Source organism: Castellaniella sp., from assembly GCF_034674885.1.
Classification (GTDB): domain Bacteria; phylum Pseudomonadota; class Gammaproteobacteria; order Burkholderiales; family Burkholderiaceae_B; genus Castellaniella.
In genome coordinates this window covers 1-21,515 of record NZ_JAUCDS010000021.1, presented here as the reverse complement: position 1 = coordinate 21,515, position 21,515 = coordinate 1, and the positions used below count along the sequence as shown (strand labels likewise).

Annotated in this window: 19 protein-coding genes and 1 tRNA gene; 13 read left to right on the top strand and 7 right to left on the bottom strand. The window is 63.2% G+C overall.

The window, feature by feature from the left end; genetic code table 11:
* Window positions 1–5: 5 nt before the first annotated feature.
* Window positions 6–1,223: an efflux RND transporter periplasmic adaptor subunit gene (locus VDP74_RS11560; RefSeq protein ID WP_322999786.1), complete on the bottom strand. Its 1,218-nt coding sequence runs from the start codon at window positions 1,221–1,223 to the stop codon at window positions 6–8.
* A 132-nt stretch (window positions 1,224–1,355) separates the two neighbouring features.
* On the opposite strand from VDP74_RS11560, the gene VDP74_RS11555 reads away from it, so the two are divergent.
* Window positions 1,356–2,387 carry a LysR family transcriptional regulator gene (locus tag VDP74_RS11555; protein WP_322999785.1) on the top strand — a complete coding sequence of 344 codons (1,032 nt, stop codon included), beginning with the start codon at window positions 1,356–1,358 and terminating at the stop codon, window positions 2,385–2,387.
* A gap of 42 nt (window positions 2,388–2,429) precedes the next feature.
* Here the strand turns inward: VDP74_RS11555 and VDP74_RS11550 are convergent.
* Window positions 2,430–2,514: transfer RNA gene (locus VDP74_RS11550), tRNA-Leu, on the bottom strand.
* Window positions 2,515–2,628: 114 nt separating this feature from the next.
* Between VDP74_RS11550 and tig the strand changes: the two genes are divergently transcribed.
* From tig to lon, 4 genes are all read left to right on the top strand, one after another.
* Complete coding sequence (tig, locus tag VDP74_RS11545) at window positions 2,629–3,939, top strand: trigger factor (protein WP_322999784.1); 1,311 nt, start codon at window positions 2,629–2,631, stop codon at window positions 3,937–3,939.
* Window positions 3,939–4,598, top strand: coding sequence for an ATP-dependent Clp endopeptidase proteolytic subunit ClpP (gene clpP, locus VDP74_RS11540; protein ID WP_322999783.1), 660 nt, complete (start codon window positions 3,939–3,941; stop codon window positions 4,596–4,598). The genes tig and clpP overlap by 1 nt, the downstream gene beginning before the upstream one ends.
* A gap of 13 nt (window positions 4,599–4,611) precedes the next feature.
* On the top strand, window positions 4,612–5,907 hold the full coding sequence (clpX, locus tag VDP74_RS11535; RefSeq protein WP_322999782.1) for an ATP-dependent Clp protease ATP-binding subunit ClpX: 1,296 nt from the start codon (window positions 4,612–4,614) through the stop codon (window positions 5,905–5,907).
* A 158-nt stretch (window positions 5,908–6,065) separates the two neighbouring features.
* The gene (gene lon / locus VDP74_RS11530) at window positions 6,066–8,525 is read left to right on the top strand and encodes an endopeptidase La (RefSeq protein ID WP_322999781.1); all 2,460 of its coding nucleotides are present in this window, start codon (window positions 6,066–6,068) and stop codon (window positions 8,523–8,525) included.
* Between the two features lie 118 nt (window positions 8,526–8,643).
* Here lon and VDP74_RS11525 read toward each other — a convergent pair whose 3' ends face one another.
* Window positions 8,644–8,937 carry a hypothetical protein gene (locus VDP74_RS11525; protein ID WP_322999780.1) on the bottom strand — a complete coding sequence of 98 codons (294 nt, stop codon included), beginning with the start codon at window positions 8,935–8,937 and terminating at the stop codon, window positions 8,644–8,646.
* Window positions 8,938–9,219: 282 nt separating this feature from the next.
* Between VDP74_RS11525 and VDP74_RS11520 the strand changes: the two genes are divergently transcribed.
* Window positions 9,220–9,612 (top strand): hypothetical protein, encoded by a 393-nt coding sequence (locus VDP74_RS11520; RefSeq protein ID WP_322999779.1) that lies wholly within the window; start codon window positions 9,220–9,222, stop codon window positions 9,610–9,612.
* Window positions 9,613–9,656: 44 nt separating this feature from the next.
* Here VDP74_RS11520 and lexA read toward each other — a convergent pair whose 3' ends face one another.
* Both lexA and VDP74_RS11510 read right to left on the bottom strand, forming a co-directional pair.
* Window positions 9,657–10,379 carry a transcriptional repressor LexA gene (gene lexA / locus VDP74_RS11515; protein WP_322999778.1) on the bottom strand — a complete coding sequence of 241 codons (723 nt, stop codon included), beginning with the start codon at window positions 10,377–10,379 and terminating at the stop codon, window positions 9,657–9,659.
* A 193-nt stretch (window positions 10,380–10,572) separates the two neighbouring features.
* Entirely contained in the window at window positions 10,573–11,778 is a 1,206-nt protein-coding gene (locus tag VDP74_RS11510; RefSeq protein ID WP_322999777.1) for an amino acid aminotransferase, read from the bottom strand.
* Window positions 11,779–11,872: 94 nt separating this feature from the next.
* Between VDP74_RS11510 and uvrB the strand changes: the two genes are divergently transcribed.
* The 6 genes from uvrB to iscA all read left to right on the top strand — a co-directional run bounded on the left by uvrB (window position 11,873) and on the right by iscA (window position 17,291).
* Window positions 11,873–13,915 carry an excinuclease ABC subunit UvrB gene (gene uvrB / locus VDP74_RS11505; RefSeq protein ID WP_322999776.1) on the top strand — a complete coding sequence of 681 codons (2,043 nt, stop codon included), beginning with the start codon at window positions 11,873–11,875 and terminating at the stop codon, window positions 13,913–13,915.
* Between the two features lie 129 nt (window positions 13,916–14,044).
* On the top strand, window positions 14,045–14,536 hold the full coding sequence (locus VDP74_RS11500; protein WP_322999811.1) for a low molecular weight protein-tyrosine-phosphatase: 492 nt from the start codon (window positions 14,045–14,047) through the stop codon (window positions 14,534–14,536).
* Window positions 14,537–14,798: 262 nt separating this feature from the next.
* On the top strand, window positions 14,799–15,314 hold the full coding sequence (gene iscR, locus VDP74_RS11495) for a Fe-S cluster assembly transcriptional regulator IscR (protein ID WP_322999775.1): 516 nt from the start codon (window positions 14,799–14,801) through the stop codon (window positions 15,312–15,314).
* Window positions 15,315–15,333: 19 nt separating this feature from the next.
* Window positions 15,334–16,554 carry an IscS subfamily cysteine desulfurase gene (locus tag VDP74_RS11490; RefSeq protein WP_322999774.1) on the top strand — a complete coding sequence of 407 codons (1,221 nt, stop codon included), beginning with the start codon at window positions 15,334–15,336 and terminating at the stop codon, window positions 16,552–16,554.
* Entirely contained in the window at window positions 16,554–16,940 is a 387-nt protein-coding gene (locus VDP74_RS11485; protein ID WP_322999773.1) for an iron-sulfur cluster assembly scaffold protein, read from the top strand. Before VDP74_RS11490 ends, VDP74_RS11485 begins: the two co-directional genes overlap by 1 nt.
* A 27-nt stretch (window positions 16,941–16,967) precedes the next feature.
* Window positions 16,968–17,291 carry an iron-sulfur cluster assembly protein IscA gene (iscA, locus tag VDP74_RS11480; RefSeq protein ID WP_322999772.1) on the top strand — a complete coding sequence of 108 codons (324 nt, stop codon included), beginning with the start codon at window positions 16,968–16,970 and terminating at the stop codon, window positions 17,289–17,291.
* A 98-nt stretch (window positions 17,292–17,389) separates the two neighbouring features.
* Here iscA and lysS read toward each other — a convergent pair whose 3' ends face one another.
* On the bottom strand, window positions 17,390–18,907 hold the full coding sequence (gene lysS, locus VDP74_RS11475; RefSeq protein WP_322999771.1) for a lysine--tRNA ligase: 1,518 nt from the start codon (window positions 18,905–18,907) through the stop codon (window positions 17,390–17,392).
* A 75-nt stretch (window positions 18,908–18,982) separates the two neighbouring features.
* Window positions 18,983–20,087 (bottom strand): peptide chain release factor 2 gene (prfB, locus tag VDP74_RS11470; RefSeq protein ID WP_322999770.1). Its coding sequence is split into 2 segments (ribosomal slippage): window positions 18,983–20,005 and window positions 20,007–20,087, totalling 1,104 coding nucleotides; the frame shifts between segments, so codons are not numbered across the junction.
* 141 nt (window positions 20,088–20,228) lie between these two features.
* Here prfB and VDP74_RS11465 point away from each other — a divergent pair.
* Window positions 20,229–21,359 carry a tellurite resistance/C4-dicarboxylate transporter family protein gene (locus tag VDP74_RS11465; protein ID WP_322999769.1) on the top strand — a complete coding sequence of 377 codons (1,131 nt, stop codon included), beginning with the start codon at window positions 20,229–20,231 and terminating at the stop codon, window positions 21,357–21,359.
* Window positions 21,360–21,515: the final 156 nt, after the last annotated feature.

The following is a 21,515-nucleotide window of genomic DNA, read 5'->3' as shown; positions in this document are numbered from 1 at the left end:
GCTGCTCAGGATTGCTGCTTTCGGTCCGGCTCCGAGCCGGAAGGCGTGTCGGTGTCGCGTGTCGCAAGCGCGCCGTCGTTGGCCTGGACGGGCGTCGGAGCCACGGTGTCTCCCGGCCGGAGGCGCTGCATGCCGTTCACGACGACTCGGTCGCCGGCCTTCAGGCCGGTCTGGACGATGCGCCAGCCCTCGCGCCCGGAGCCCAGGGTCACTTCCCGGTAGGCCGCCTTGTTGGCGGCGTCCACGACCATCACGAAGCGCTTGGCCTGGTCGGTGCCGATTGCCTTTTCCTGCAGCAGCACTGCGTCGTGGGCGGCGCCCGATCCCAGCCTGACCTTGGCGTACAGGCCGGGCCGCAGCCGGCCGTCCGGGTTGTCGAACAGCGCCCGAACCCGGATCGTGCCGGTCTGCGGGTCCAGGCTGTTGTCCAGGAACGCCAGCTTGCCCCGGCGCGGGTATCCCTGTTCGTTGGCCAGGCCCATGGACACGGGGATGGATGCCGGAGCCCCTGCCGAGGCGGCGCTGTTCATCTGCAGGAAGGCCTGCTCGTCCATCTCGAATGAGGCATAGAGCTGCGAGACCGAGACCATGGTGGTCAGTGGCCGCGCGCCGCCGACGCTGACCACGTTGCCTGCGGTTGCATCGGCTTTCGAGACGCGACCGCTGATAGGTGCGACGATGCGGGTGTGTTCCAGATCCAGACGTGCAGACTGCAGCGCGGCCTGGGCGGCCTGCACGCGGGCGGATGCCTCGCGAGCCGCATTGCGCTTCTCCTCGAAATCCCGCCGGGCGATGGCGTTGCCGGCGAGCAGGCGCCGGGCCCGGGCCAGATCTGCGTCGGTATAGGCGACTCGCGCCGTGGCGGCTGCCAACTGTGCCTGGGCCTCGTCGACCGCTGCCTGATACGGACGCGGGTCGATAGTGAAGAGCGGATCGCCTTGCCGGACCAGCGCGCCGTCCTTGAAGTGAACCTGCGTCAGCGTACCGGAGACCAGTGGCCGGATCTCGACCCGGTCCACGGCCTCGAGTCGCCCGGAGTATTCATGCCAGTCCGTGATCGCCTGGTATCGGATCGTGGCGACGTCCACCGGGATGGCGGGGGCGGAGGGCGAGGCGCCTGCGTTGGTGAGTCCGCCTGCGCTTTCGCGCATGAGCAGGAAGCCGCCAGCCAGCAGCAGCCCGGCGAGCGCGATGGCGGCGTGTCGTGCATGGAAAGAAAACATGAGGGGTTCCTTTTGAACAGTGCGCTATTATTCGTTATTCGCGAATCTGGATAAATACGCAATTTTCATAATCACTGTTCACTAGAAACAAACAATGGCGCGTCGCCACCGCCCTGCGCCTGGAGTACGGATATGGATCATCTACAAGCCATGCGAGTCTTCACCCGAGTCGTGGACGCCAACAGCTTCACCCTGGCCGCCGGCAGCCTGGACATGCCCCGAGCCACGGTGAGCACGATCATTCGGAAACTGGAACGGCACCTGGGCGCGAGGCTGTTGAACCGCAGCACCCGTCGCCTGAGCCTGACCCCGGACGGCGCCTCGTACTACGAACGCTGCGCCGCCATCCTGGCCGATGTCGAGGATGCGGAATCAGTGTTCCGCGATCGCGCCCGAGGGCCGCGCGGCCGATTGCGCATCGATGCGCCGCCCTCGTTGGGTCGGCTGGTCCTGATCCCCAAACTGTGCGACTTCCATCATCAGTATCCCGACATCGAACTGGTCGTCGGCCTGAGCGACCGGCAGGTCGATATGGTGCAGGATGCCGTCGATTGCGCGCTGCGGATCGGGGAACTGCAAGATTCCTCGTTGATCGCCAAGCGCGTCGGTGTCTTCAATGCCGTGACCTGCGCGGCGCCGTCCTACATCGAACGGCATGGGGCCCCGCAGGCCATCGAGGACCTGGGGCGCCATCGGGCGGTCAACTATTTCGTGACGCGCACCGGGCGCAATCTGGACCTGAGCTTCAAGGTCGGGGACGGGGTCGTGAACGTCCCCATGCAGGGCCCGCTGTCCGTGAACGATGCAGAGGCCTATGTCAGCGCCGGACTGGCTGGGTTTGGCCTGATCCAGCCCGCGCGCTACATGGTCGCGCCGTATCTGGATTCGGGCGAGCTGATCGAGGTTCTGGGCGAATGGTCGCCGCCGCCGATGCCGATTTCAGTGGTCTACCAGCAAAGCCGTCACCTGTCATCGAAGGTCCACGTGTTCGTGGATTGGATCACCGAAGTCTTCCAGGGCTGTGTGCTGATGAAGAAGTGCTTGGAGAAATGCCCGGGCGATTACCTGCTGGACCAGGGGTGCCAGTTTGCGGCGGATCGGACGGTGCCCCATGGGCTGCAGGAAATGATCGAGCGCGGCAATCTGCTGGAAAGCGCGTTCTAGGGGCCGGGAGACGACCGATCGGGCGGAGTATGATGGGAGACGTGGTGCGAACGGAGAGACTTGAACTCTCACGCCTTGCGGCGCCAGAACCTAAATCTGGTGCGTCTACCAATTCCGCCACGTTCGCTAGGTTAGCCGGGTATTATAGCTTGAAACCCCTGGCGCCTCGGCGTGCCTACGCGGGGTCCGACTTTCCGCTAAAATAGCCCGTTTACTGTCCATTACTATCAATAGGTTCCGAATGCAGCCCGTGGTTGAAAAACTGTCCGGCCTGGAGCGCCGTGTCGATCTGAGCGTTTCTGTCGCCGACGTGGAAAAAGAAGTCCAGGCACAACTCAAACGCGTCGCCCGCACGGCCAAGGTCCATGGGTTTCGCCCCGGCAAGGCCCCGCTGGCCGTGATCGAACGCAGCCATGGCCCCTCGGTGCGCTATGACGTGATCAATTCCGAGATCGGCAAGTCGCTGGACAAGGTCATCGCCGATGCCAATCTGCGCATCGCCGGTTCCCCCAGCCTGGAACCCAAGATCGAAGGCGCCGAAGAAGGCGTGATGGAATTTTCCGCCACGTTCGAGGTCTATCCGGACGTCGAACTGCCTGATCTGTCCGGCCTGAAGATCACCCGCAGCGCCGTGCAGGTGGGCGATGCCGAAGTGCAAAAGACCATCGACATCCTGCGTCGCCAGCGCACCGTCTTCAAGGCCGCCGCTGATCGCGCTGCCCAGGACGGCGATCGCGTCACCCTGGATTTCGCTGGCACGATCGATGGCGTGGCCTTTGACGGCGGCAGCGCCCAGGACTTCCCCTTCGTGCTGGGACAGGGCCGCATGCTGCCCGAATTCGAAGCAGCCGCCACCGGCCTGAAGGCTGGTGAAACAAAGACCTTCCCGCTGGATTTCCCGGAAGACTACGGCAGTGCCACCGTGGCGGGCAAAAAAGCTGAATTCACCATCACCGTGAAAGAAGTCGCCGAGCCCGAACTGCCCGAAGTCGACACCGACTTCGCGAAGTCGCTGGGCCAGGCCGAAGGCAACGTCGAAGCCCTGCTGGCCGAAGTGCGCGGCAACGTCGAACGCGAGGCTCAGGCCCGCGCCAAAAGTCGCACCAAAGCCAGCGTCATGGATGCCCTGGCCGCCGCCTGCACTTTCGACCTGCCCAAGGCCCTGGTCGACAACGAGGTCGCCAGCCGCACTGCCGCTGCCCGTGAAGAACTCAAACAGCGCGGTCTGCCCAACGCGGATTCCATCCCCATTCCGGAAGACACCTTCCGTCCGGAGGCCGAGCGCCGCGTGCGTCTGGGCCTGCTGGTGGGCGAACTGATCAAGGCCGCTGACCTGAAGGCAAAGCCCGAACAGGTTCGCGCCCGCATCGAAGACTTCGCAAAGAGCTACGAGCAGCCCGCCCAGGTTGTGGCTTATTATCTGTCCGATCGTCAGCGCCGCGCCGAAATCGAATCGCTGGTGCTGGAAGACAACGTCGTCGATCACGTGCTGGCCGCAGCCCAGGTGACCGATGAGACCGTGGATTTTGATACCTTGATGGGAACGCGTTGATGTCCAGGTTCACCGATTTCTATGCATCGATGTATGGGGGTGAATCCGTCACCCCCACCGCTCTGGGTTACGTGCCCATCGTGATCGAGCAGTCCGGTCGGGGTGAGCGATCCTACGACATCTATTCGCGCCTGCTGCGCGAACGGGTGATCTTCTTCGTGGGGCAGGTCAACGACCAGTCGGCCAACCTGGTCGTCGCTCAGCTGCTGTTCCTGGAATCGGAGAACCCTGACAAAGACATTTCCCTGTACATCAACTCGCCGGGCGGGTCGGTGTACGCGGGCATGGCCATCTACGACACCATGCAGTTCGTCAAGCCGGCCGTCTCCACCCTGTGCACGGGCCTGGCGGCCAGCATGGGGGCGTTCCTGCTGGCAGCCGGCGAAAAGGGCAAGCGCTATGCCTTGCCCAATTCCCGCATCATGATCCACCAGCCTTCGGGCGGGGCCCAGGGACAGGCGTCCGATATCCAGATCCAGGCTAAGGAAATCCTCAGCCTGCGCGAGCGCCTGAACGGCATTCTGGCGGACCGCACCGGGCAGGACATCGAACGTATCGGTATCGATACCGAGCGCGACAACTTCATGTCCGCCGATGACGCCCAGGCCTATGGCCTGATCGACAAGGTCCTGGTTTCGCGCACAGACGAGACCAAATAAGTACGGGTTTGCCATGACCGATAAAAAAGGATCCAGCGAGGACAAAGCCTTGCATTGTTCCTTCTGCAACAAAAGCCAGAGCGAAGTCCATAAACTGATCGCAGGCCCTTCCGTGTTCATCTGCGATGAATGCATCAGCCTGTGCAACGACATCATTCGCGACGAAAAGCAGGAAGCCGCCCGCGACGCGGTACGCAATGAACTGCCCACCCCCCAGGAAATCAAGACCTTCCTGGACGGCTATGTCATCGGTCAGGAAACGCCCAAACGCAATCTGGCCGTGGCGGTGTACAACCACTACAAGCGCATCCGCTATGCCGATGCCAAAAGCGGCGACGTCGAACTCTCAAAGAGCAACATCCTGCTGATCGGCCCGACCGGTTCGGGCAAGACCTTGCTGGCACAGACGCTGGCCCGCATGCTGGACGTGCCTTTCGTCATGGCCGATGCGACCACGCTGACCGAAGCCGGCTACGTCGGCGAGGACGTCGAGAACATCATCCAGAAGTTGCTGCAGAACTGCAACTACGAGGTCGAGAAAGCCCAGCGGGCCATCGTCTACATCGATGAAATCGACAAGATCTCGCGCAAATCCGATAACCCCTCCATCACCCGCGACGTGTCGGGCGAGGGCGTGCAGCAGGCCTTGCTGAAACTCATCGAAGGCACGGTGGCATCCGTCCCCCCCCAGGGCGGGCGCAAGCATCCCAACCAGGACTTCGTCCAGGTGGATACCACCAACATCCTGTTCATCGTGGGCGGGGCCTTCGACGGTCTGGAAAAGATCATCCGTGATCGCAGCGAACGGTCCGGCATCGGTTTTTCCGCTACGGTACGGGCGCGTTCCGAGCGCGGCGTGGGTGAACTGTTCGCCGAAGTCGAACCCGAAGACCTGATCAAGTTCGGCCTGATTCCCGAACTGGTCGGCCGTCTGCCGGTGGTCGCCACCCTGGAAGAACTGAAGGAAGACACCCTGGTGCGGATCCTGACCGAACCGCGCAATGCCGTCGTCAAGCAGTTCCAGAAGCTGCTCGAAATGGAAGACGTGGAACTCGATGTCACACCCGAGGCCCTGACCGCCATCGCAAAACGCGCCATCAAACGCCGCACCGGCGCGCGCGGGCTGCGTTCCATCATGGAACAATCCCTGCTGGCGACCATGTTCGAACTGCCCACCCGCCAGGAGATCAACCGTGTCGTGCTGGATGCGGACGCTGTCGAGGGCCAGGGCGAGCCCCAGCTCATCGAGGGGCCCCGGGGGCCGCATCACGCGGAAGACGAAAAACCCCTGCGCACGGCCGCCGCTTGATCATTGCTTCAGGCGAGCTGCTTCTGCCTTTATACTGAACCCAGGCATCCGGGCCTTGAAAGGCCCGCACCTGGCTCCATATGGGTAGGCAGGCAACACACAAAAAAGGAAGCCTGCGCTTCCTTTTTTATTGGAATCAACCGTTTTAGGAAGCAACCATGTCTGCTAGTCAGATTCTGACCCAGGAACCTGCGGATCTGCCGCTGCTGCCGCTGCGCGACGTCGTGGTCTTTCCGCATATGGTCATCCCGCTGTTCGTGGGGCGCCCGCGCTCGATCAAGGCGCTGGAACTCGCCATGGAAGGCGGCAACAACATCATGCTGGTTGCCCAGAAATCCGCCGGCAAGGACGACCCCACGCCCGACGATCTGTACGAAATCGGCTGCGCGGCCAGCATCCTGCAGATGCTCAAACTGCCCGACGGAACGGTAAAAGTGCTGGTCGAAGGCCAGCAGCGGGCGCGCATCCATGCAGTGTCGGACGCCGAGACGCATTTCACGGCCCGTGTCACGGGCATCGCCGAAGACGCCTCCGATCAGGCCGAGGCCGAGGCCCTGCGCCGCGCGGTGCTGGCTCAGTTCGAACAGTACGTCAAACTGAACAAGAAAATCCCTCAGGAAATCCTGACTTCGCTGACCGGCATCGAGGATGCCGGCCGCCTGGCGGATACCATCGCCGCGCATCTGCCGCTGAAGATCGAACAGAAACAGTCCCTGCTCGATATGGAAGGCGCCGTGCAGCGCCTGGAAGCCCTGCTGGCGCAGCTGGAATCCGAGATCGACATCCTGCAGGTCGAAAAACGCATTCGTGGCCGCGTCAAAAAGCAGATGGAGAAAAGCCAGCGCGACTACTACCTGAACGAGCAGGTCAAGGCCATCCAGAAGGAACTGGGCGAGGGCGAGGAAGGCGCCGACATCGAGGAACTGGAACGCAAGATCGCGGCCGCCCGCATGTCCAAGGAAGCTCGCAAGAAGGCCGATGGCGAACTCAAGAAGCTGAAGCTGATGTCACCCATGTCGGCCGAGGCCACCGTGGTGCGCAACTACATCGATACCCTGATCGGTCTGCCCTGGCACAAGAAAAGCCGGGTCAACAACGCCTTGCAGGACGCTGAAGAAGTCCTGGATGCCGATCACTACGGCCTGGAAAAGGTCAAGGAACGCATCGTCGAGTACCTGGCCGTGCAGCAGCGCGTCGAAAAGCTCAAGGCACCCATCCTGTGCCTGGTGGGCCCCCCCGGCGTAGGCAAGACATCCCTGGGGCAGTCCGTGGCACGCGCGACCAACCGCAAGTTCGTGCGCATGGCCCTGGGCGGCGTGCGTGACGAGGCCGAGATCCGCGGGCACCGTCGGACCTACATTGGTTCCATGCCGGGCAAGATCCTGCAGAACATGGCCAAGGTCGGCGTGCGCAATCCGTTGTTCCTGCTCGACGAGATCGACAAGATGGGTGCGGATTTCCGTGGGGATCCCTCCTCGGCGTTGCTCGAGGTCCTGGACCCGGAACAGAACCACACGTTCCAGGACCACTACATCGAGGTCGATTTCGATCTGTCCGACGTGATGTTCGTGGCCACCAGCAATACGCTGAACATTCCGCCGGCCCTGCTGGACCGGATGGAAGTCATCCGCCTGTCGGGCTATACGGAAGATGAAAAGGTCCACATCGCTTTTGACCATCTGCTGCCCAAGCTCATGAAGAACAACGGCGTGCAGGACGGTGAACTGACGGTGACGGAAGCTGCGATCCGCGACATCGTGCGTTACTACACGCGCGAGGCCGGCGTACGGGCGCTGGAACGGGAAATCTCCAAGATCTGTCGCAAGGCCGTCAAGCGCCTGTTGTCGGCCAACCCGATCGGCAAGGGCCGCAAGGTCGAGAAGGTCCAGGAATCCCTGACCATCGATTCCCACAACCTGAACGATTACCTGGGCGTGCGTCGCTTCAGCTTCGGCGTGGCCGAAAAGGAAGACCGCATCGGGCAGGTGACCGGCCTGGCCTGGACGGAAGTTGGCGGCGAACTGCTGACCATCGAAGTGGCCGACATGCCCGGCAAGGGCGTGGTCACGCGCACCGGTTCACTGGGCGACGTGATGAAGGAATCCGTCGAGGCTGCCCGCACGGTGGTGCGCGCCCGCGCCCGCCATTGGGGCATTGCCGATCAGGTCTTTGAAAAACACGACCTGCACGTGCATTTCCCGGAAGGCGCGACACCCAAGGACGGGCCGTCGGCCGGTATCGCCATCACCACGGCCATGGTGTCGGCCCTGACGGGCATTCCTGTGCGGGCGGATGTCGCCATGACGGGGGAAATCACGCTGCGTGGCGAGGTCCTGGAAATCGGTGGCCTGAAGGAAAAGCTGCTGGCGGCCCATCGGGGCGGCATCAAAACGGTGATGATCCCGGAAGAAAACGTCAAGGACCTGGTGGAAATCCCCGATAACGTCAAAAACCACCTGGAGATCATCCCGGTGCGCTGGATTGACCGGGTGCTGGAAGTCGCTTTGCAGCATATGCCCACGCCGCTCTCGGACGAGGAAGTCGCCCGCCTGGCGGCCGAGGCGGTGGCTGCCGCCAAGCCAGTCGAATCCGGCAGCGGCGGGGTGATGAAGCACTGATCCTCGCGTCATCGTCGACGTTGTAGAAACCGGGCCTCGCTTCTTTCGGAGCGAGGCCCGTTTTTTGTTTCACGATGACTCCGGTACCGTATCTGCCGCGAGGCTGATACGACTCCATTCATGGGCCGTCAGCAGGATTCAAGAGGCTTCTGCTTGTGATATCGGCGGGGAAAAATGCCTCGATGGCAATCTCGGACAGCAGAACGTCGCGCGGCGCAAGGCCGCCCGGATGCAGGCTGAGCCGCAGCACGTTCACCGGTGCTGTCAGCAACGCCTGGTCCTCCACGTCTGCGAGAAACGGGGTGAGCGCGTCGTTGGCCATGATGAGATTCCAGTGTCGATCGACGGCGAGCGCCGGGAACGGCTCGTGACCTTTGAGGATCATCTCTATCGCATCGCGCGCATTGGCCATGGCGGGGTCGGCTGGCGCCAGACGCGGAGGTAGTCGCCGGTTTGCAGTTCCGCTGTCGTCGTCATCCTGGTTTTCTCCAGGTCTGTCGCAAAGCCGGCTATATCGACCTGGAATCTCGCCTTGTGCGCGAAATAGATGCCATAGCCTGTGGTTCAGTTTAGAACATTCTGTGGAGCGAATGTCCTGCGTTCAATTACCTCCCAGGTAATCGACGCCAGCGCGCGGATGACCAAGAATAGTTGCACCGCATCACCCTTGATCAAAGCTCACGAGGAGTTTGCCATGTCTACCGCCCGTATTCGCCTTCAACCACTACTGGCCTTCGACGCCGCGACCTGCATGGCGATGGGGGCGCTGCTGCTAGCGGCCTCCGAAACGATTGCCGCGCTCACATATCTGCCAGCCTCGCTGCTGTTCTGGGCCGGCGCTGTGTTGCTGCCTATCGCTGTTTTCATAGGGGGCTTGTCGCGTGTTCAGCCGCCGCCACGTTGGGCGGTCATGGTGGTCATCGTGGGCAACATCGCTTGGGGGTTGGCCAGTATCGTGTTGCCCACCTTGGGTCTGGTCCAGCCCAACGCGCTGGGCTGGATCTTTATGCTGGGCCAGGCCGCAGTCGTCTTGCTACTCGCGATGCTGGAATACGGCACGCCAGCCACCGCTGTGGCTACTCGTTGAACCGGAGGAATCTCCCATGACCGCTGGCGCCGTCAGGCAGGGGATCAATGCAGCGCGGTCGTGCGGATCAGGCCGACGGCGATGCCCTCGATGGCGAAGTCGTCGCCTGGGCCGATGTCGATGGGCTGGAAGTCGGGGTTTTCGGGCAGCAGGCGGATGCGGCGGCCCTGGTGGTCCAGGCGCTTGACGGTCACGTCGTCGCCCAGGCGGGCGACCACGATCTGACCGTGGCGGGCCTGGGGCGTACTGCGCACCGCCAGCAGGTCGCCGTCCAGGATGCCGGCGTCGCGCATGCTGCTGCCGCGCACGCGCAGCAGGTAATCGGGGGCAGCCTCGAACAGGTGGGGGGCCAGGGGGATTTCGCGTTCGACATGTTCGGCCGCCAGGACGGGGCTGCCGGCGGCGACGCGGCCCACCAGCGGCACCAGGCGGCTGTCGGCGGGTTCGATCCAGGTCGGACCGCCGGGCGGCGCCTGAAGCGTGGGTGCGGCCAACCCGGATGCTGCCGGGGCCTGTGCTACGGACGACACAGCCGACGCTGGGGATTGCGCCAGGGCGGTGAGTTGGATGCCGCGCGAGGTGCCGGCAGCCAGTTGGATATAGCCCTTGCGTTCCAGGGCGCGCAGATGGTCTTCTGCCGCGTTGGCGGACCGGAAACCCAGTGCCCGGGCGATTTCAGCCCGAGTGGGCGGGCGCCCCGTCTGTGTGATGGCCTGGACGATCAGATCCAGGATCTGGGACTGACGGGCAGTAAGCTTCAGGGACATGGCGCGCTACTGGATGAAAACACAGCCTGTATTTTGTCGGAATCCCCTGGATAAGGCAAGCGGCTCGGTTCGCCAGGCATGGGGCAGTCCGCCAGGACTGCCCCATGCCTGGGCTCATCCACCTCACCGCTTGCAAGCGGTTCGGATTCGTCAGGCACATAACAGTCCGCAGGGGACTGTTATGTGTCCTGTCTCATCCCTTCAGCACGTGGGCGATGGCGCGGGCCACGTAATCGACGTTGGCGCTGTTCAGGGCTGCCACGCAGATGCGACCGCTGCCCACTGCATAGATGCCGAAGTCTTCGCGCAGGCGTTCGACCTGGGGTTTGGTCAGCCCGGAATAGGAGAACATGCCGCGCTGCGCCTTGACGAAACTGAAGTCCTGGTCGACGCCGTTGGCTTGGATCTGTTCGACCAGCTGATGGCGCATGGTGCGGATGCGGTCGCGCATTCCGGCCAGTTCCTCGGACCACAGGGAAAACAGTTCGGGCGTGTTCAACACCGTGGACACCAGGGCGCCGCCGTGGGTGGGTGGGTTGGAATAGTTGGTGCGGATGACGCGTTTCAGCTGGCTGAGCACCCGGGCGCTTTCATCGTCGCCGCTGGTGACCAGGGTCAGCGCGCCCACGCGTTCGCCATACAGCGAAAACGATTTCGAGAACGAGGAACTGATGAACATCGTCATGCCCAGGTCGGCGAACAGGCGTACGACGGCAGAGTCTTCTTCCAGACCGGCGCCGAAGCCCTGGTAGGCGATGTCCAGGAACGGCACCAGCTGGCCGGCCTGCAGGGCCTGGGCGATGTCGCGCCATTGTTCGGCGGTGGGGTCGACGCCCGTAGGGTTGTGGCAGCAGGCGTGCAGCACGACGATGGTGCCGGCGGGCAGCGCCTTCAGGGAGGCCAGCATGCCGTCGAAGTTCAGGCCGTGAGTTGTGGCGTCATAGTAATCGTAGCTGACGACGGGAAAGCCGGCAGCTGAGAATAGGGCCTCGTGGTTGGCCCAGCTGGGGTTGCTGATGGCGACCTGCGCATTGGGCAGGATGCGTTTCAGGAAGTCGGCGCCGACCTTCAGGGCACCGGTGCCGCCCAGGGTCTGGACGGTGACGGAACGGTGGGAAGCCAGCAGCGGCGATTTCGCGCCCAGCAGCAGGGCGGCGGCACCCTGGTTGTAGCCGGGGATGCCGTCGATGGGCAGGTAGTTGCGCGGCGCAGCCTGTTCGAACAGCGTGGCTTCAGCCTTGCGCACTGCTTTCAGCAGCGGAATGTGGCCCGCGTCGTCGGTATAGACACCCACGCCCAGGTTGACCTTGGTGGACCGGGTGTCGGTTTTGAATTGTTCGTTCAGCCCCAGAATGGGGTCGCGAGGGGCGAGTTCGACGGAAGCGAAGATAGAGGACATGGGGTACCGTTGAGACAGAAGAAAATGGTGTCTTGGTCGCAGAGGCCAACGATGGGATAATAAGGGGTTTACCCGAATAGTGTCCAGACGAACCATGGATGACAGCCAAAATCACGGCCAAATTTCCCCGGGCTTTGTGCATTTTCCGGACAGTCCGTTTCAGCTGTATCAGCCTTATCCGCCGGCGGGCGATCAGCCCAGGGCCATTGCCGCCTTGGAAACCGGGGTGCGCGACGGCCTGATGTGCCAGACCCTGCTGGGAGTGACGGGATCGGGCAAGACCTACACCATGGCCAACCTGATCGCCCGCACCGGGCGGCCGGCCATCGTGCTGGCGCCCAACAAGACGCTGGCCGCCCAGCTGTACGCCGAGATGCGTGAATTCTTTCCCCGCAATGCGGTGGAATATTTCGTGTCCTACTACGATTACTACCAGCCCGAGGCCTACGTGCCTTCGCGCGATCTGTTCATCGAAAAGGACTCGTCCATCAACGAGCACATCGAACAGATGCGCCTGTCGGCCACCAAAAGCCTGCTGGAACGCTCCGACACCATCATCGTGGGCACGGTCTCGTGCATCTACGGGATCGGCAACCCGGCGGATTATCATGCCATGGTGCTGACCTTGCGCACGGGTGATCACGTCGGCCGCCAGGAAATCCTGGCCCGGCTGGTGTCCATGCAGTACGAACGCAATGACATGGATTTCGCCCGGGGCACGTTTCGCGCCCGGGGCGAGATCATCGACGTATTCCCGGCCGAGCACGCGGAACAGGCCCTGCGCATCACCTTGTTCGATGACGAGATCGAGTCCCTGGACCTGTTCGACCCCCTGACGGGAAAACTGGTGCAGAACCTGCTGCGCTTCACGATCTTTCCCAGTTCGCATTACGTGACGCCGCGCGAAACCGTGCTGCGCGCGATTGAAACCATCAAGGAAGAACTGCGTGACCGCCTGGCGGAACTGACCGCCGACGGCCGCCTGGTCGAGGCCCAGCGCCTGGAACAGCGCACGCGTTTCGATCTGGAAATGCTGCAGGAACTGGGGTTCTGCAAGGGCATCGAGAACTATTCCCGCCACCTGTCGGGGGCGGCTCCGGGTGAACCGCCACCCACCCTGATCGATTATCTGCCGGCCCGCGCACTGATGTTCATCGACGAGAGCCACGTCACCATCGGCCAGCTGGGCGGCATGTACCGGGGCGACCGTTCCCGCAAGGAAACCCTGGTGCAGTTCGGGTTTCGCTTGCCCTCCGCGCTGGATAACCGGCCTTTGCGGCTGGAGGAATTCGAGGCCCGCATGCCGCAGTGCGTGTTCGTGTCAGCCACGCCCGGGCCCTACGAGGCCGACCATGCCGACGAGATCGTCGAGCAGGTGGTGCGCCCGACCGGCCTGGTAGACCCGGAAGTCGAACTGCGCCCGGCCGCCACGCAGGTCGATGACCTGTTGGGCGAGGCCAAGCTGCGCATCGCGGAGCACGAACGTGTGCTGGTGACGACGCTGACCAAGCGCATGGCCGAAGACCTGACCGAATACCTGCAGGAAAACGGCCTGAAGGTACGCTACCTGCATTCGGACATCGATACGGTCGAGCGAGTGGAGATCATCCGCGACCTGCGCCTGGGGGCCTTCGACGTGCTGGTGGGCATCAACCTGCTGCGCGAGGGCCTGGATATCCCCGAGGTGTCCCTGGTGGCCATCCTGGATGCCGACAAGGAAGGCTTCCTGCGGTCCGAGCGCAGTCTCATCCAGACCATTGGTCGCGCCGCCCGCAACCTGAACGGGCGTGCCATCCTGTACGCCGACCGGGTGACGGATTCCATGCGCCGCGCCATGGATGAGACGGCGCGGCGCCGCGAAAAGCAGCAGATCTTCAATACGGAGAACGGCATCACGGCGCGCGGGGTCAGCAAGGCCGTGCGCGACCTGATCGATGGGGTGTCGGTGGCGGCTGGCCCAGTTGCAGATGCGCCGGCCTTCGATGCCAGCGTGCTGGGCAACGAAAAGGCGCTGGCACGCGAGATCAAGCGCCTGGAACAGCGCATGAATGAGCATGCCCGCAATCTGGAATTCGAGCAGGCTGCCGCTGCGCGCGATGCTTTGCGCGCCTTGAAGGACCAGGCGCTGCTGTCCTGACGGTATGAAAAGCGGGGGCAGGCGGCGTCAAGCCCTGCCTGCCGCAAAGTTCTGACGCCACAGGTTTTTTTTACGGATTTCACGGGAAAATGCTTGCCAATTTCCGGGTTTTCCCGCACACTTTCACCTATCATGCATAAGGTACTTTTTGTCTGCACGGGCAATATCTGCCGTTCTCCCTCCGCCCAGGGAGTCTTCCAGCACTTGATCGACGAAGCCGGTCTGTCCGATGCCATCAGCGTCGATTCGGCGGCCACCCACCAGTTCCATGTGGGTGAGGCTCCGGATGCGCGTGCGCAGACGGCTGCCCGCAAGCGCGGCTACGATCTGTCCGCCTACGTGGCGCGCCAGGTCGGTGCCGACGACTTCCGCGACGCCGATCTGATCCTGGCCATGGATTGGGAAAACCTGTCTGCGCTGCAGCAGCGTTGCCCGAAAATCTATCAACACAAACTCATGCTGTTGATGCGGTTTTCGAACGAATACGAAGAAGCCACGGTGCCCGACCCCTATTATGGTGGCCCCGAAGGCTTCAACAAAGTCCTGGACTACATCGAAGACGCCTGTCAGGGCGTCCTGGAACTTGTCCGTAAACGCGCCCTGCAATATCAGGCGGCCTGATGGTTCGCCGGGCAGGCATTGCGTGCTTGCGCATCCTGCCTCTCCCTTGATGAACGCCCCGGTCTCCGGGGCGTTTGCCTTTCTGGCGCCAGTCTGTCTCGGTTCGATCTCCCGCCTGAAATCTGGACTTGATATTGATCAAGATGGCCGGCTTGTATTCCCTTAAAGCTGAGTATTTTAGTCAGGTATCAGGCTATACTTGACTTGAACAGTCGGGTATCTGCTGCCCGCAGGATTGGATTCAGACCAAAGGGGTTTCATCATGCGTTTGACGACCAAAGGACGTTTTGCCGTGACGGCAATGATCGATCTGGGCTTGCGTCATCACAGCGGGCCGGTGACGCTGGCCGCCATCAGCGAGCGCCAGAATATTTCCCTGTCCTATCTGGAACAGCTCTTCGGCAAGTTGCGTCGCCACGAACTGGTGGACAGCGTGCGCGGGCCGGGCGGGGGGTATACGCTGGCGCGGCATGCCCGGGACATCTCCGTGGCGGACGTCATCTTCGCTGTGGACGAACCGCTGGATGCGACCAGCTGCGGCGGCAAGGAAAACTGCGACATCGGGCGCAATGGACGGTCGGGGAAATGCATGACCCATGACCTGTGGGCCACCTTGAGTCGTAAAATGCTGGAATACCTGGACTCGGTGTCGCTGCAGGATCTGGTGGATCAGCAGCGTTTGCGGGAATGGCAGGAATCCGGGCAACTGCGCAGCGGCCGCCCGACGATTCCCATCACCCCCGTGACCGACACCAGCAAGGAAACCGTTTCCGCCTGATTGTCGTTCTGGAGTCTCAATGTCGCAGGGTCTGTCACCGGATCTCCCCATCTATCTGGATTATTCGGCCACCACGCCGGTGGACGAGCGTGTCGTGCAGGCCATGGTTCCCTGGCTGGGTCAGCGCTTCGGCAACCCGGCCTCGCGCAGCCATGCCTGGGGCTGGGATGCCGAAGAGGCCGTGGAACAGGCCCGTGCCCAGGTGGCTGGCCTGATCCACGCTGATCCGCGTGAAATCGTCTGGACGTCCGGGGCCACCGAGTCCGATAACCTGGCCATCAAGGGCGTCGCGGAATTCCACGCAGCCCGCGGGCGTCACATCGTGACCGTGCGCACCGAGCACAAGGCCGTGCTGGACACCTGCCAGTCGCTGGAACAGAGCGGCTTCCAGGTCACCTACCTGGACGTCGATGCGGACGGCCTGGTCGACCCCCAGTCGCTGCAGGCTGCGCTGCGACCCGACACCATCCTGGCGTCTGTCATGTTGGTGAACAATGAAATCGGCGTCATCCAGGATGTCGCCACGCTGGCAGCCATCTGCCATGAACGCGGCGTGCTGTTTCACACGGATGCTGCCCAGGCCACAGGCAAGGTCGACATCGACGTTGACGCGCTGGGTGTCGACCTGATGTCCCTGTCGGCCCACAAGACCTACGGTCCCAAAGGGGTCGGGGCGCTGTACGTGCGGCGCAAGCCGCGCGCGCGCCTGGAGGCCCAGATTCACGGCGGAGGCCACGAGCGCGGCCTGCGATCCGGCACCCTGCCCACGCACCAGATCGTCGGCATGGGGCAGGCCTATGCACTGGCAGCAGAACTCATGGCCGACGAAATCCCACGGATCCGGTTTCTGCGCGACCGCCTGTGGGACGGCCTGAAGGATCTGCCGGACGTCTACCTGAACGGAGCGCTCGACCGGCGCGTGGCGCACACACTGAATGTCAGCATCGCCCACATCGAAGGCGAGGCCCTGCTGATGTCGGTGCCCGAACTGGCCGTCTCCAGCGGGTCGGCTTGCACGTCCGCCAGCCTGGAACCCTCTTATGTGCTACGAGCGCTGGGCCGCAGCGATCCCCTGGCGCACAGTTCCCTGCGCCTGACCCTGGGCCGCTACACCACGCAGGACCAGATCGACCAGGCGGTGACTTTGCTGCGCGAGCAGATCCAGCGGCTACGAGACGTCTCGCCCTTGTGGGAAATGCGCCAGCAGGGCACACTGGCCACCTGGGAAGGTGCTCTGTGATGGCCGGGCCGAGCTACGGGCCGCAGGTCCTGGATCACTACCTGCATCCGCGCCACGTCGGGTCCTTCGATCCGCAGGACCCCTGCGTGGGCACGGCCTTGGTGGGTTCTCCCGCCCTGGGGCAGGTGCTGAAACTGCAGATCCGCGTGCAGGGGGCGACCATCGAATCCGCCTGCTTCCGGGCCTTTGGCTGTGGCGCGGCGATCGCCACCGGGTCGCTGGCCGCCGATTGGCTGCGGGGCCGCAGCCTGGACCAGGCCCTGGGCATCCACAGCCAGGATTTCGTCCAGGCGCTGGATCTGCCCGCCGCCAAACTGCACTGCGCCTTGCTGGCGGAAGACGCCATTCGCGCAGTCGTGGCAGACTACACTCATAAGCATTCTTGAAACACCGGTTTTTTTGTCGAGGTCATCATGGCAATCACACTGACACAACAGGCCGCCGATCACATCCGGCGCCATCTGGACAAGCGCGGCAAGGGCCTGGGCCTGCGCCTGGGCGTGAAACCCTCCGGTTGTTCCGGCATGTCCTACCAGCTGGAATATGTGGACGATCCAGTCGCCGACGATCAGGTTTTCGAGCAATTCGGCGCCCGGCTGTATGTTGCGCCCGACAGTCTGCCCTATTTGCAGGGTACCGAACTGGACTACGCCCGCGAAGGCCTGAACGAGGGCTTTCGCTTCCGCAACCCCAATGAAAAGGCGGCCTGCGGCTGTGGGGAGTCGTTCACCGTGTAGGGTGGCGTCTCCGTTTTTCAATAAAAAGGCCGATCCTTGGGTGGACCGGCCTTTTTGCTGGCCGGCGGGCAAGGCCCGCCGACGGCAGGTGGCGGGGGTCAGTCTTCCCGGCGAAGGTGCGGGAACAGGATCACGTCGCGGATGTTGGGGCTGTCGGTCAGCATCATGACCAGACGGTCGATGCCGATGCCGCAGCCGCCCGTGGGCGGCATGCCGTATTCCAGTGCCCGCACGTAGTCGGCGTCGTAGTACATGGCTTCCTCGTCGCCGGCGTCCTTGGCGGCCACTTGGGCCTGGAAGCGGGCGGCCTGGTCTTCCGGGTCGTTCAATTCGGAAAAGCCGTTGGCGATCTCGCGGCCGCAGGCGAACAGCTCGAAGCGTTCGGTGATGCCGGGCTGGGTGTCGGATGCCCGGGCCAGTGGCGAGACCTCGACCGGGTAGTCGATGATGAAGGTCGGGTGCCACAGCAGGGCTTCTGCCGTTTCCTCGAACAGGGCCAGCTGCAGGGCGCCCAGGCCCGCGTGGGCCAGCACGGGGCCATCGATGTCGGCGCCCAGGCGGCGCAGGTCCCGGCGCAGGAAATCGATGTCCTGCAACTGTTCGGCCGTGTAGGTCGGGGCGTATTTCAGGATGGCCTCGGTGATGGTCAGGCGGTCGAAGGCGCGACCCAGATCCAGCGGCTGCCCCTGGTAGCTGAGGTCGGTCGTGCCACAGACGTTCAGGGCCGTGTCGCGGATCAAGGATTCCGTGTAGTCCATCAGCCAACGGTAGTCGGTGTACGCCGCATAGAATTCCATCATGGTGAATTCCGGGTTGTGGCGTGGGCTGACCCCCTCGTTGCGGAAGTTGCGGTTGATTTCGAAGACCCGCTCGAAGCCGCCGACGATCAGGCGCTTCAGGTAGAGTTCCGGGGCAATGCGCAGGTACATGTCCATGTCCAGCGCGTTGTGGTGGGTGATGAAGGGTTTGGCGGCCGCGCCCCCCGGGATCGGGTGCAGCATCGGGGTCTCGACTTCCAGGAAGTCGGCGTCCGACATGATCTGGCGAATGGCGGTGACGATGCGGCTGCGGGCCAGGAAGGTCTGGCGTGTTTCCTGCGTCATGATCAGGTCGACATAGCGCTGGCGGTAGCGCAGTTCCTGATCGGCCACGCCGTGGAACTTGTCGGGCAGGGGACGCAGGGATTTCGACAACAGGCGCAGCGATTCCACGCGCAGCGACAGTTCGCCTTTATGGGTCTTGAAGACCTGGCCCTCGGCGCCCACGATGTCGCCGATGTCCCAGGACTTGAAGGCCGCGTAGGCTTCGTCGCCCAGCACGCCCCGGTCCAGGTACAGCTGCAGGCGGCCAGTGGAATCCTGCACCGTGGCAAAGCTGGCCTTTCCCATGACGCGCTTGAGCATCATGCGCCCGGCCACGCAGGCGCGGCGGTTCTGGGCCAGCAGCGCCTCGGCGTCCTGCGCGTCGCAGTCCTCGTGCAGCGAGGCTGCGTGGCTGTCGGGACGGAAATCGTTGGGGTAGGCGGGGCCGGCGTCGCGCAGGCTGGAGAGTTTGGCGCGCCGTTCGGCGATCAGGCGGTTTTCGTCGGGGATTTGGGAGTCGGTCTGCGCGGTCATGTCGGAAGATCTGTGATTCGGGGAAGAGGGCCGGGCAGGGACGCCTGTCCGGTCCGGGCGTGGCGAGACAAGGTTTTAAACCCCTTGCTTCAGGCTGGCGGTGATGAATGGGTCCAGGTCGCCGTCCAGGACTTTCTGCGTATTGGAGATTTCCACCCCGGTGCGCAGGTCCTTGATGCGGCTCTGGTCCAGCACGTAGGAACGGATCTGATGGCCCCAGCCCACGTCGCTTTTTGCGTCTTCCAGTTTCTGCTGTTCGGCCATGCGGTTGCGCATTTCCAGTTCGTACAGGCGGGACTTCAGCATCTGCATGGCTTCAGCCCGGTTGCGGTGCTGGGACCGATCGTTCTGACACTGGACGACGATACCGGTGGGATTGTGCGTGATGCGCACGGCCGAGTCGGTCTTGTTGATGTGCTGGCCGCCCGCGCCACTGGCGCGGTAGGTGTCGATGCGCAGGTCCGCCGGGTTGACGTCGATCTCGAAGGAGTCGTCGATTTCCGGGTACACGAATACGCTGGCAAAAGACGTATGCCGGCCATTGGACGAGTCGAAGGGGCTTTTGCGCACCAGGCGGTGCACGCCGGTTTCGGTGCGCAGCAGGCCGTAGGCGTACTCGCCCTCGAATTTGATGGTGGCGGATTTGATACCGGCGACTTCGCCTTCGGATTCTTCCAGGATCTCGACCTTGAAGTCCTTGCGTTCGCCGTAGTGCAGGTACTGACGCAGCAGCATGGAGGCCCAGTCCTGGGCTTCGGTGCCGCCGGCGCCGGCCTGGATGTCCACGAAGCAGTTCAGCGGATCGGCCGGGTTGTCGAACATGCGGCGGAATTCCAGGGCTTCCAAGCTTTCGCGCAGGGCTTCGCAATCGGATTCGATGGCGATCAGCGTAGCATCGTCGTCATCGGCGCTGGCCAGTTCGAACAGGTCGCGGGCGTCCAGCAACCCGCGTTCCAGGCTGCTCAGGGTTTGAACGACATTTTCCAGGGATTTCTTTTCACGCCCAAGATCCTGGGCGTGCTGAGGGTCGTTCCAGACGTCAGGGTTTTCCAGTTCGGCATTGACGACGAGCAGGCGTTCTGCCTTGGCATCGTAGTCAAAGATACCTCCGGAGAATGGCCTGGCGCTCCAGGTAGTCCTCGATGTGAGCGCTGATCTGGTTATGGCGTTCGGCTTCCATATGAGTTTCCTTTTTTCTTACACTGCGAAGATAATCGAGCATTTTAACGCGCCGGGACAACCGGCAGGGAACGCCGTCTTCGGACGCCCGGTGTGCGGGCTGTCAAGGCGATGCGCGGCGTCCCTCAGCAAGGAGGGCTGCATGGGCAAGGGGGAATCGCGGGGTCAGGCATCGGTCCCGGCGCCGGTCGTGGGTGCGGCGCTGCAGGGCGGTGCGCCGGGTGGGTCAGGCGGGCCGGGTGGGCGGCTGGCCGATCTGTCACCCGCCTACTTCGGCTTGGTGATGGCCACGGGGATCGTGTCCCTGGGGGCCGACATGATGGAAAGGCCGCTGATCGCCCAGGCGCTGTTCCTGCTGAACATGTTGCAGTACGGCATCCTGTGCGTGTTGTACGTCCTGCGGGCGCTGCGCTACCCCCGCCGATTTTTCGGGGATATGGTCAGCCATCTGCGCGGGTCGGGCTATTTCACGGCCGTGGCTGCCACCGGCATCCTGGCCAGCCAGTTCATCGTGCAGGCCGACAGTCTGTCCGTGGGCTTTGCCCTGTGGCTGCTGGCGGTCATTCTGTGGATCTGCCTGACCTACACGATCTTTACCGCCTTCACGGTGAAGGTGGACAAACCCACATTGGACAAGGGCATCAGTGGCGGCTGGCTGCTGTCGGTGGTGGCGACCCAGTCGCTGGCGGTGTCCAGCGCCTTGCTGGCCGCGCGCATCGGCCAGCCGTATCGGCTGGAATTGAACCTGATGGCGCTGTCCATGTGGTTGTGGGGCGGCATGCTGTACATCTGGATGATGTCGCTGATCTTCTACCGCTATGTGTTCTTCCGCTTTTCCCCGGATGATCTCTCGCCTCCGTACTGGATCAACATGGGGGCGATGGCGATCTCCACCCTGGCCGGATCGCTGCTGATCCTGAACGCCCCGCAGGCCCCCTTCCTGGTGTCGTTGCTGCCGTTTCTGAAGGGCTTCACGGTGTTCTACTGGGCGACCGGATCGTGGTGGATTCCGATGCTGCTTTTGCTGGGGGTCTGGCGCTACGGTTTTCAGCGCTTTCCCTTCCAGTATGACCCTCTGTACTGGGGCGCCGTGTTCCCCTTGGGCATGTATGCCGCCAGCACCTGGCAGATGGACCGGGCCATGGAATTCGGCTTTCTGGCGGGCATGCCGCGCGTCTTCCTGCACATCGCCCTGTTCGCCTGGTTGGTGACCTTTGTAGGCATGGTGCGTTCGGTCCTGCGCCGGGGGCGCAGGCCCCCGGCGCAGGACTAGTCGGCGACTCGATCAGGTCCCCCGGCAGCGCAAGCCTGGGCCGGGTGGCCCAGGCAGCGCGGGGATTATGGGTGTCTCGTGTGACACCCGCATGTCAGCAGATCAGCCGAACAGGCCCGGCAGCCAGAGGCTGACGGCGGGCACGTAGGTGATGAA

Bases quoted from the DNA above. Each gene is read 5' to 3' on its own strand.
- lysS (WP_322999771.1), bottom strand. From the start codon at position 18,907: ATGACCGCGCAGACCGACTCCCAAATCCCCGACGAAAACCGCCTGATC.
- clpP (WP_322999783.1), top strand. From the start codon at position 3,939: ATGTCCAGGTTCACCGATTTCTATGCATCGATGTATGGGGGTGAATCC.
- VDP74_RS11485 (WP_322999773.1), top strand. From the start codon at position 16,554: ATGGCCGGGCCGAGCTACGGGCCGCAGGTCCTGGATCACTACCTGCAT.
- VDP74_RS11525 (WP_322999780.1), bottom strand. From the start codon at position 8,937: ATGGCCAATGCGCGCGATGCGATAGAGATGATCCTCAAAGGTCACGAG.
- VDP74_RS11560 (WP_322999786.1), bottom strand. From the start codon at position 1,223: ATGTTTTCTTTCCATGCACGACACGCCGCCATCGCGCTCGCCGGGCTG.
- uvrB (WP_322999776.1), top strand. From the start codon at position 11,873: ATGGATGACAGCCAAAATCACGGCCAAATTTCCCCGGGCTTTGTGCAT.
- iscA (WP_322999772.1), top strand. From the start codon at position 16,968: ATGGCAATCACACTGACACAACAGGCCGCCGATCACATCCGGCGCCAT.
- VDP74_RS11520 (WP_322999779.1), top strand. From the start codon at position 9,220: ATGTCTACCGCCCGTATTCGCCTTCAACCACTACTGGCCTTCGACGCC.
- lexA (WP_322999778.1), bottom strand. From the start codon at position 10,379: ATGTCCCTGAAGCTTACTGCCCGTCAGTCCCAGATCCTGGATCTGATC.
- iscR (WP_322999775.1), top strand. From the start codon at position 14,799: ATGCGTTTGACGACCAAAGGACGTTTTGCCGTGACGGCAATGATCGAT.
- VDP74_RS11555 (WP_322999785.1), top strand. From the start codon at position 1,356: ATGGATCATCTACAAGCCATGCGAGTCTTCACCCGAGTCGTGGACGCC.
- VDP74_RS11510 (WP_322999777.1), bottom strand. From the start codon at position 11,778: ATGTCCTCTATCTTCGCTTCCGTCGAACTCGCCCCTCGCGACCCCATT.
- lon (WP_322999781.1), top strand. From the start codon at position 6,066: ATGTCTGCTAGTCAGATTCTGACCCAGGAACCTGCGGATCTGCCGCTG.
- VDP74_RS11490 (WP_322999774.1), top strand. From the start codon at position 15,334: ATGTCGCAGGGTCTGTCACCGGATCTCCCCATCTATCTGGATTATTCG.
- tig (WP_322999784.1), top strand. From the start codon at position 2,629: ATGCAGCCCGTGGTTGAAAAACTGTCCGGCCTGGAGCGCCGTGTCGAT.
- VDP74_RS11465 (WP_322999769.1), top strand. From the start codon at position 20,229: ATGGGCAAGGGGGAATCGCGGGGTCAGGCATCGGTCCCGGCGCCGGTC.
- clpX (WP_322999782.1), top strand. From the start codon at position 4,612: ATGACCGATAAAAAAGGATCCAGCGAGGACAAAGCCTTGCATTGTTCC.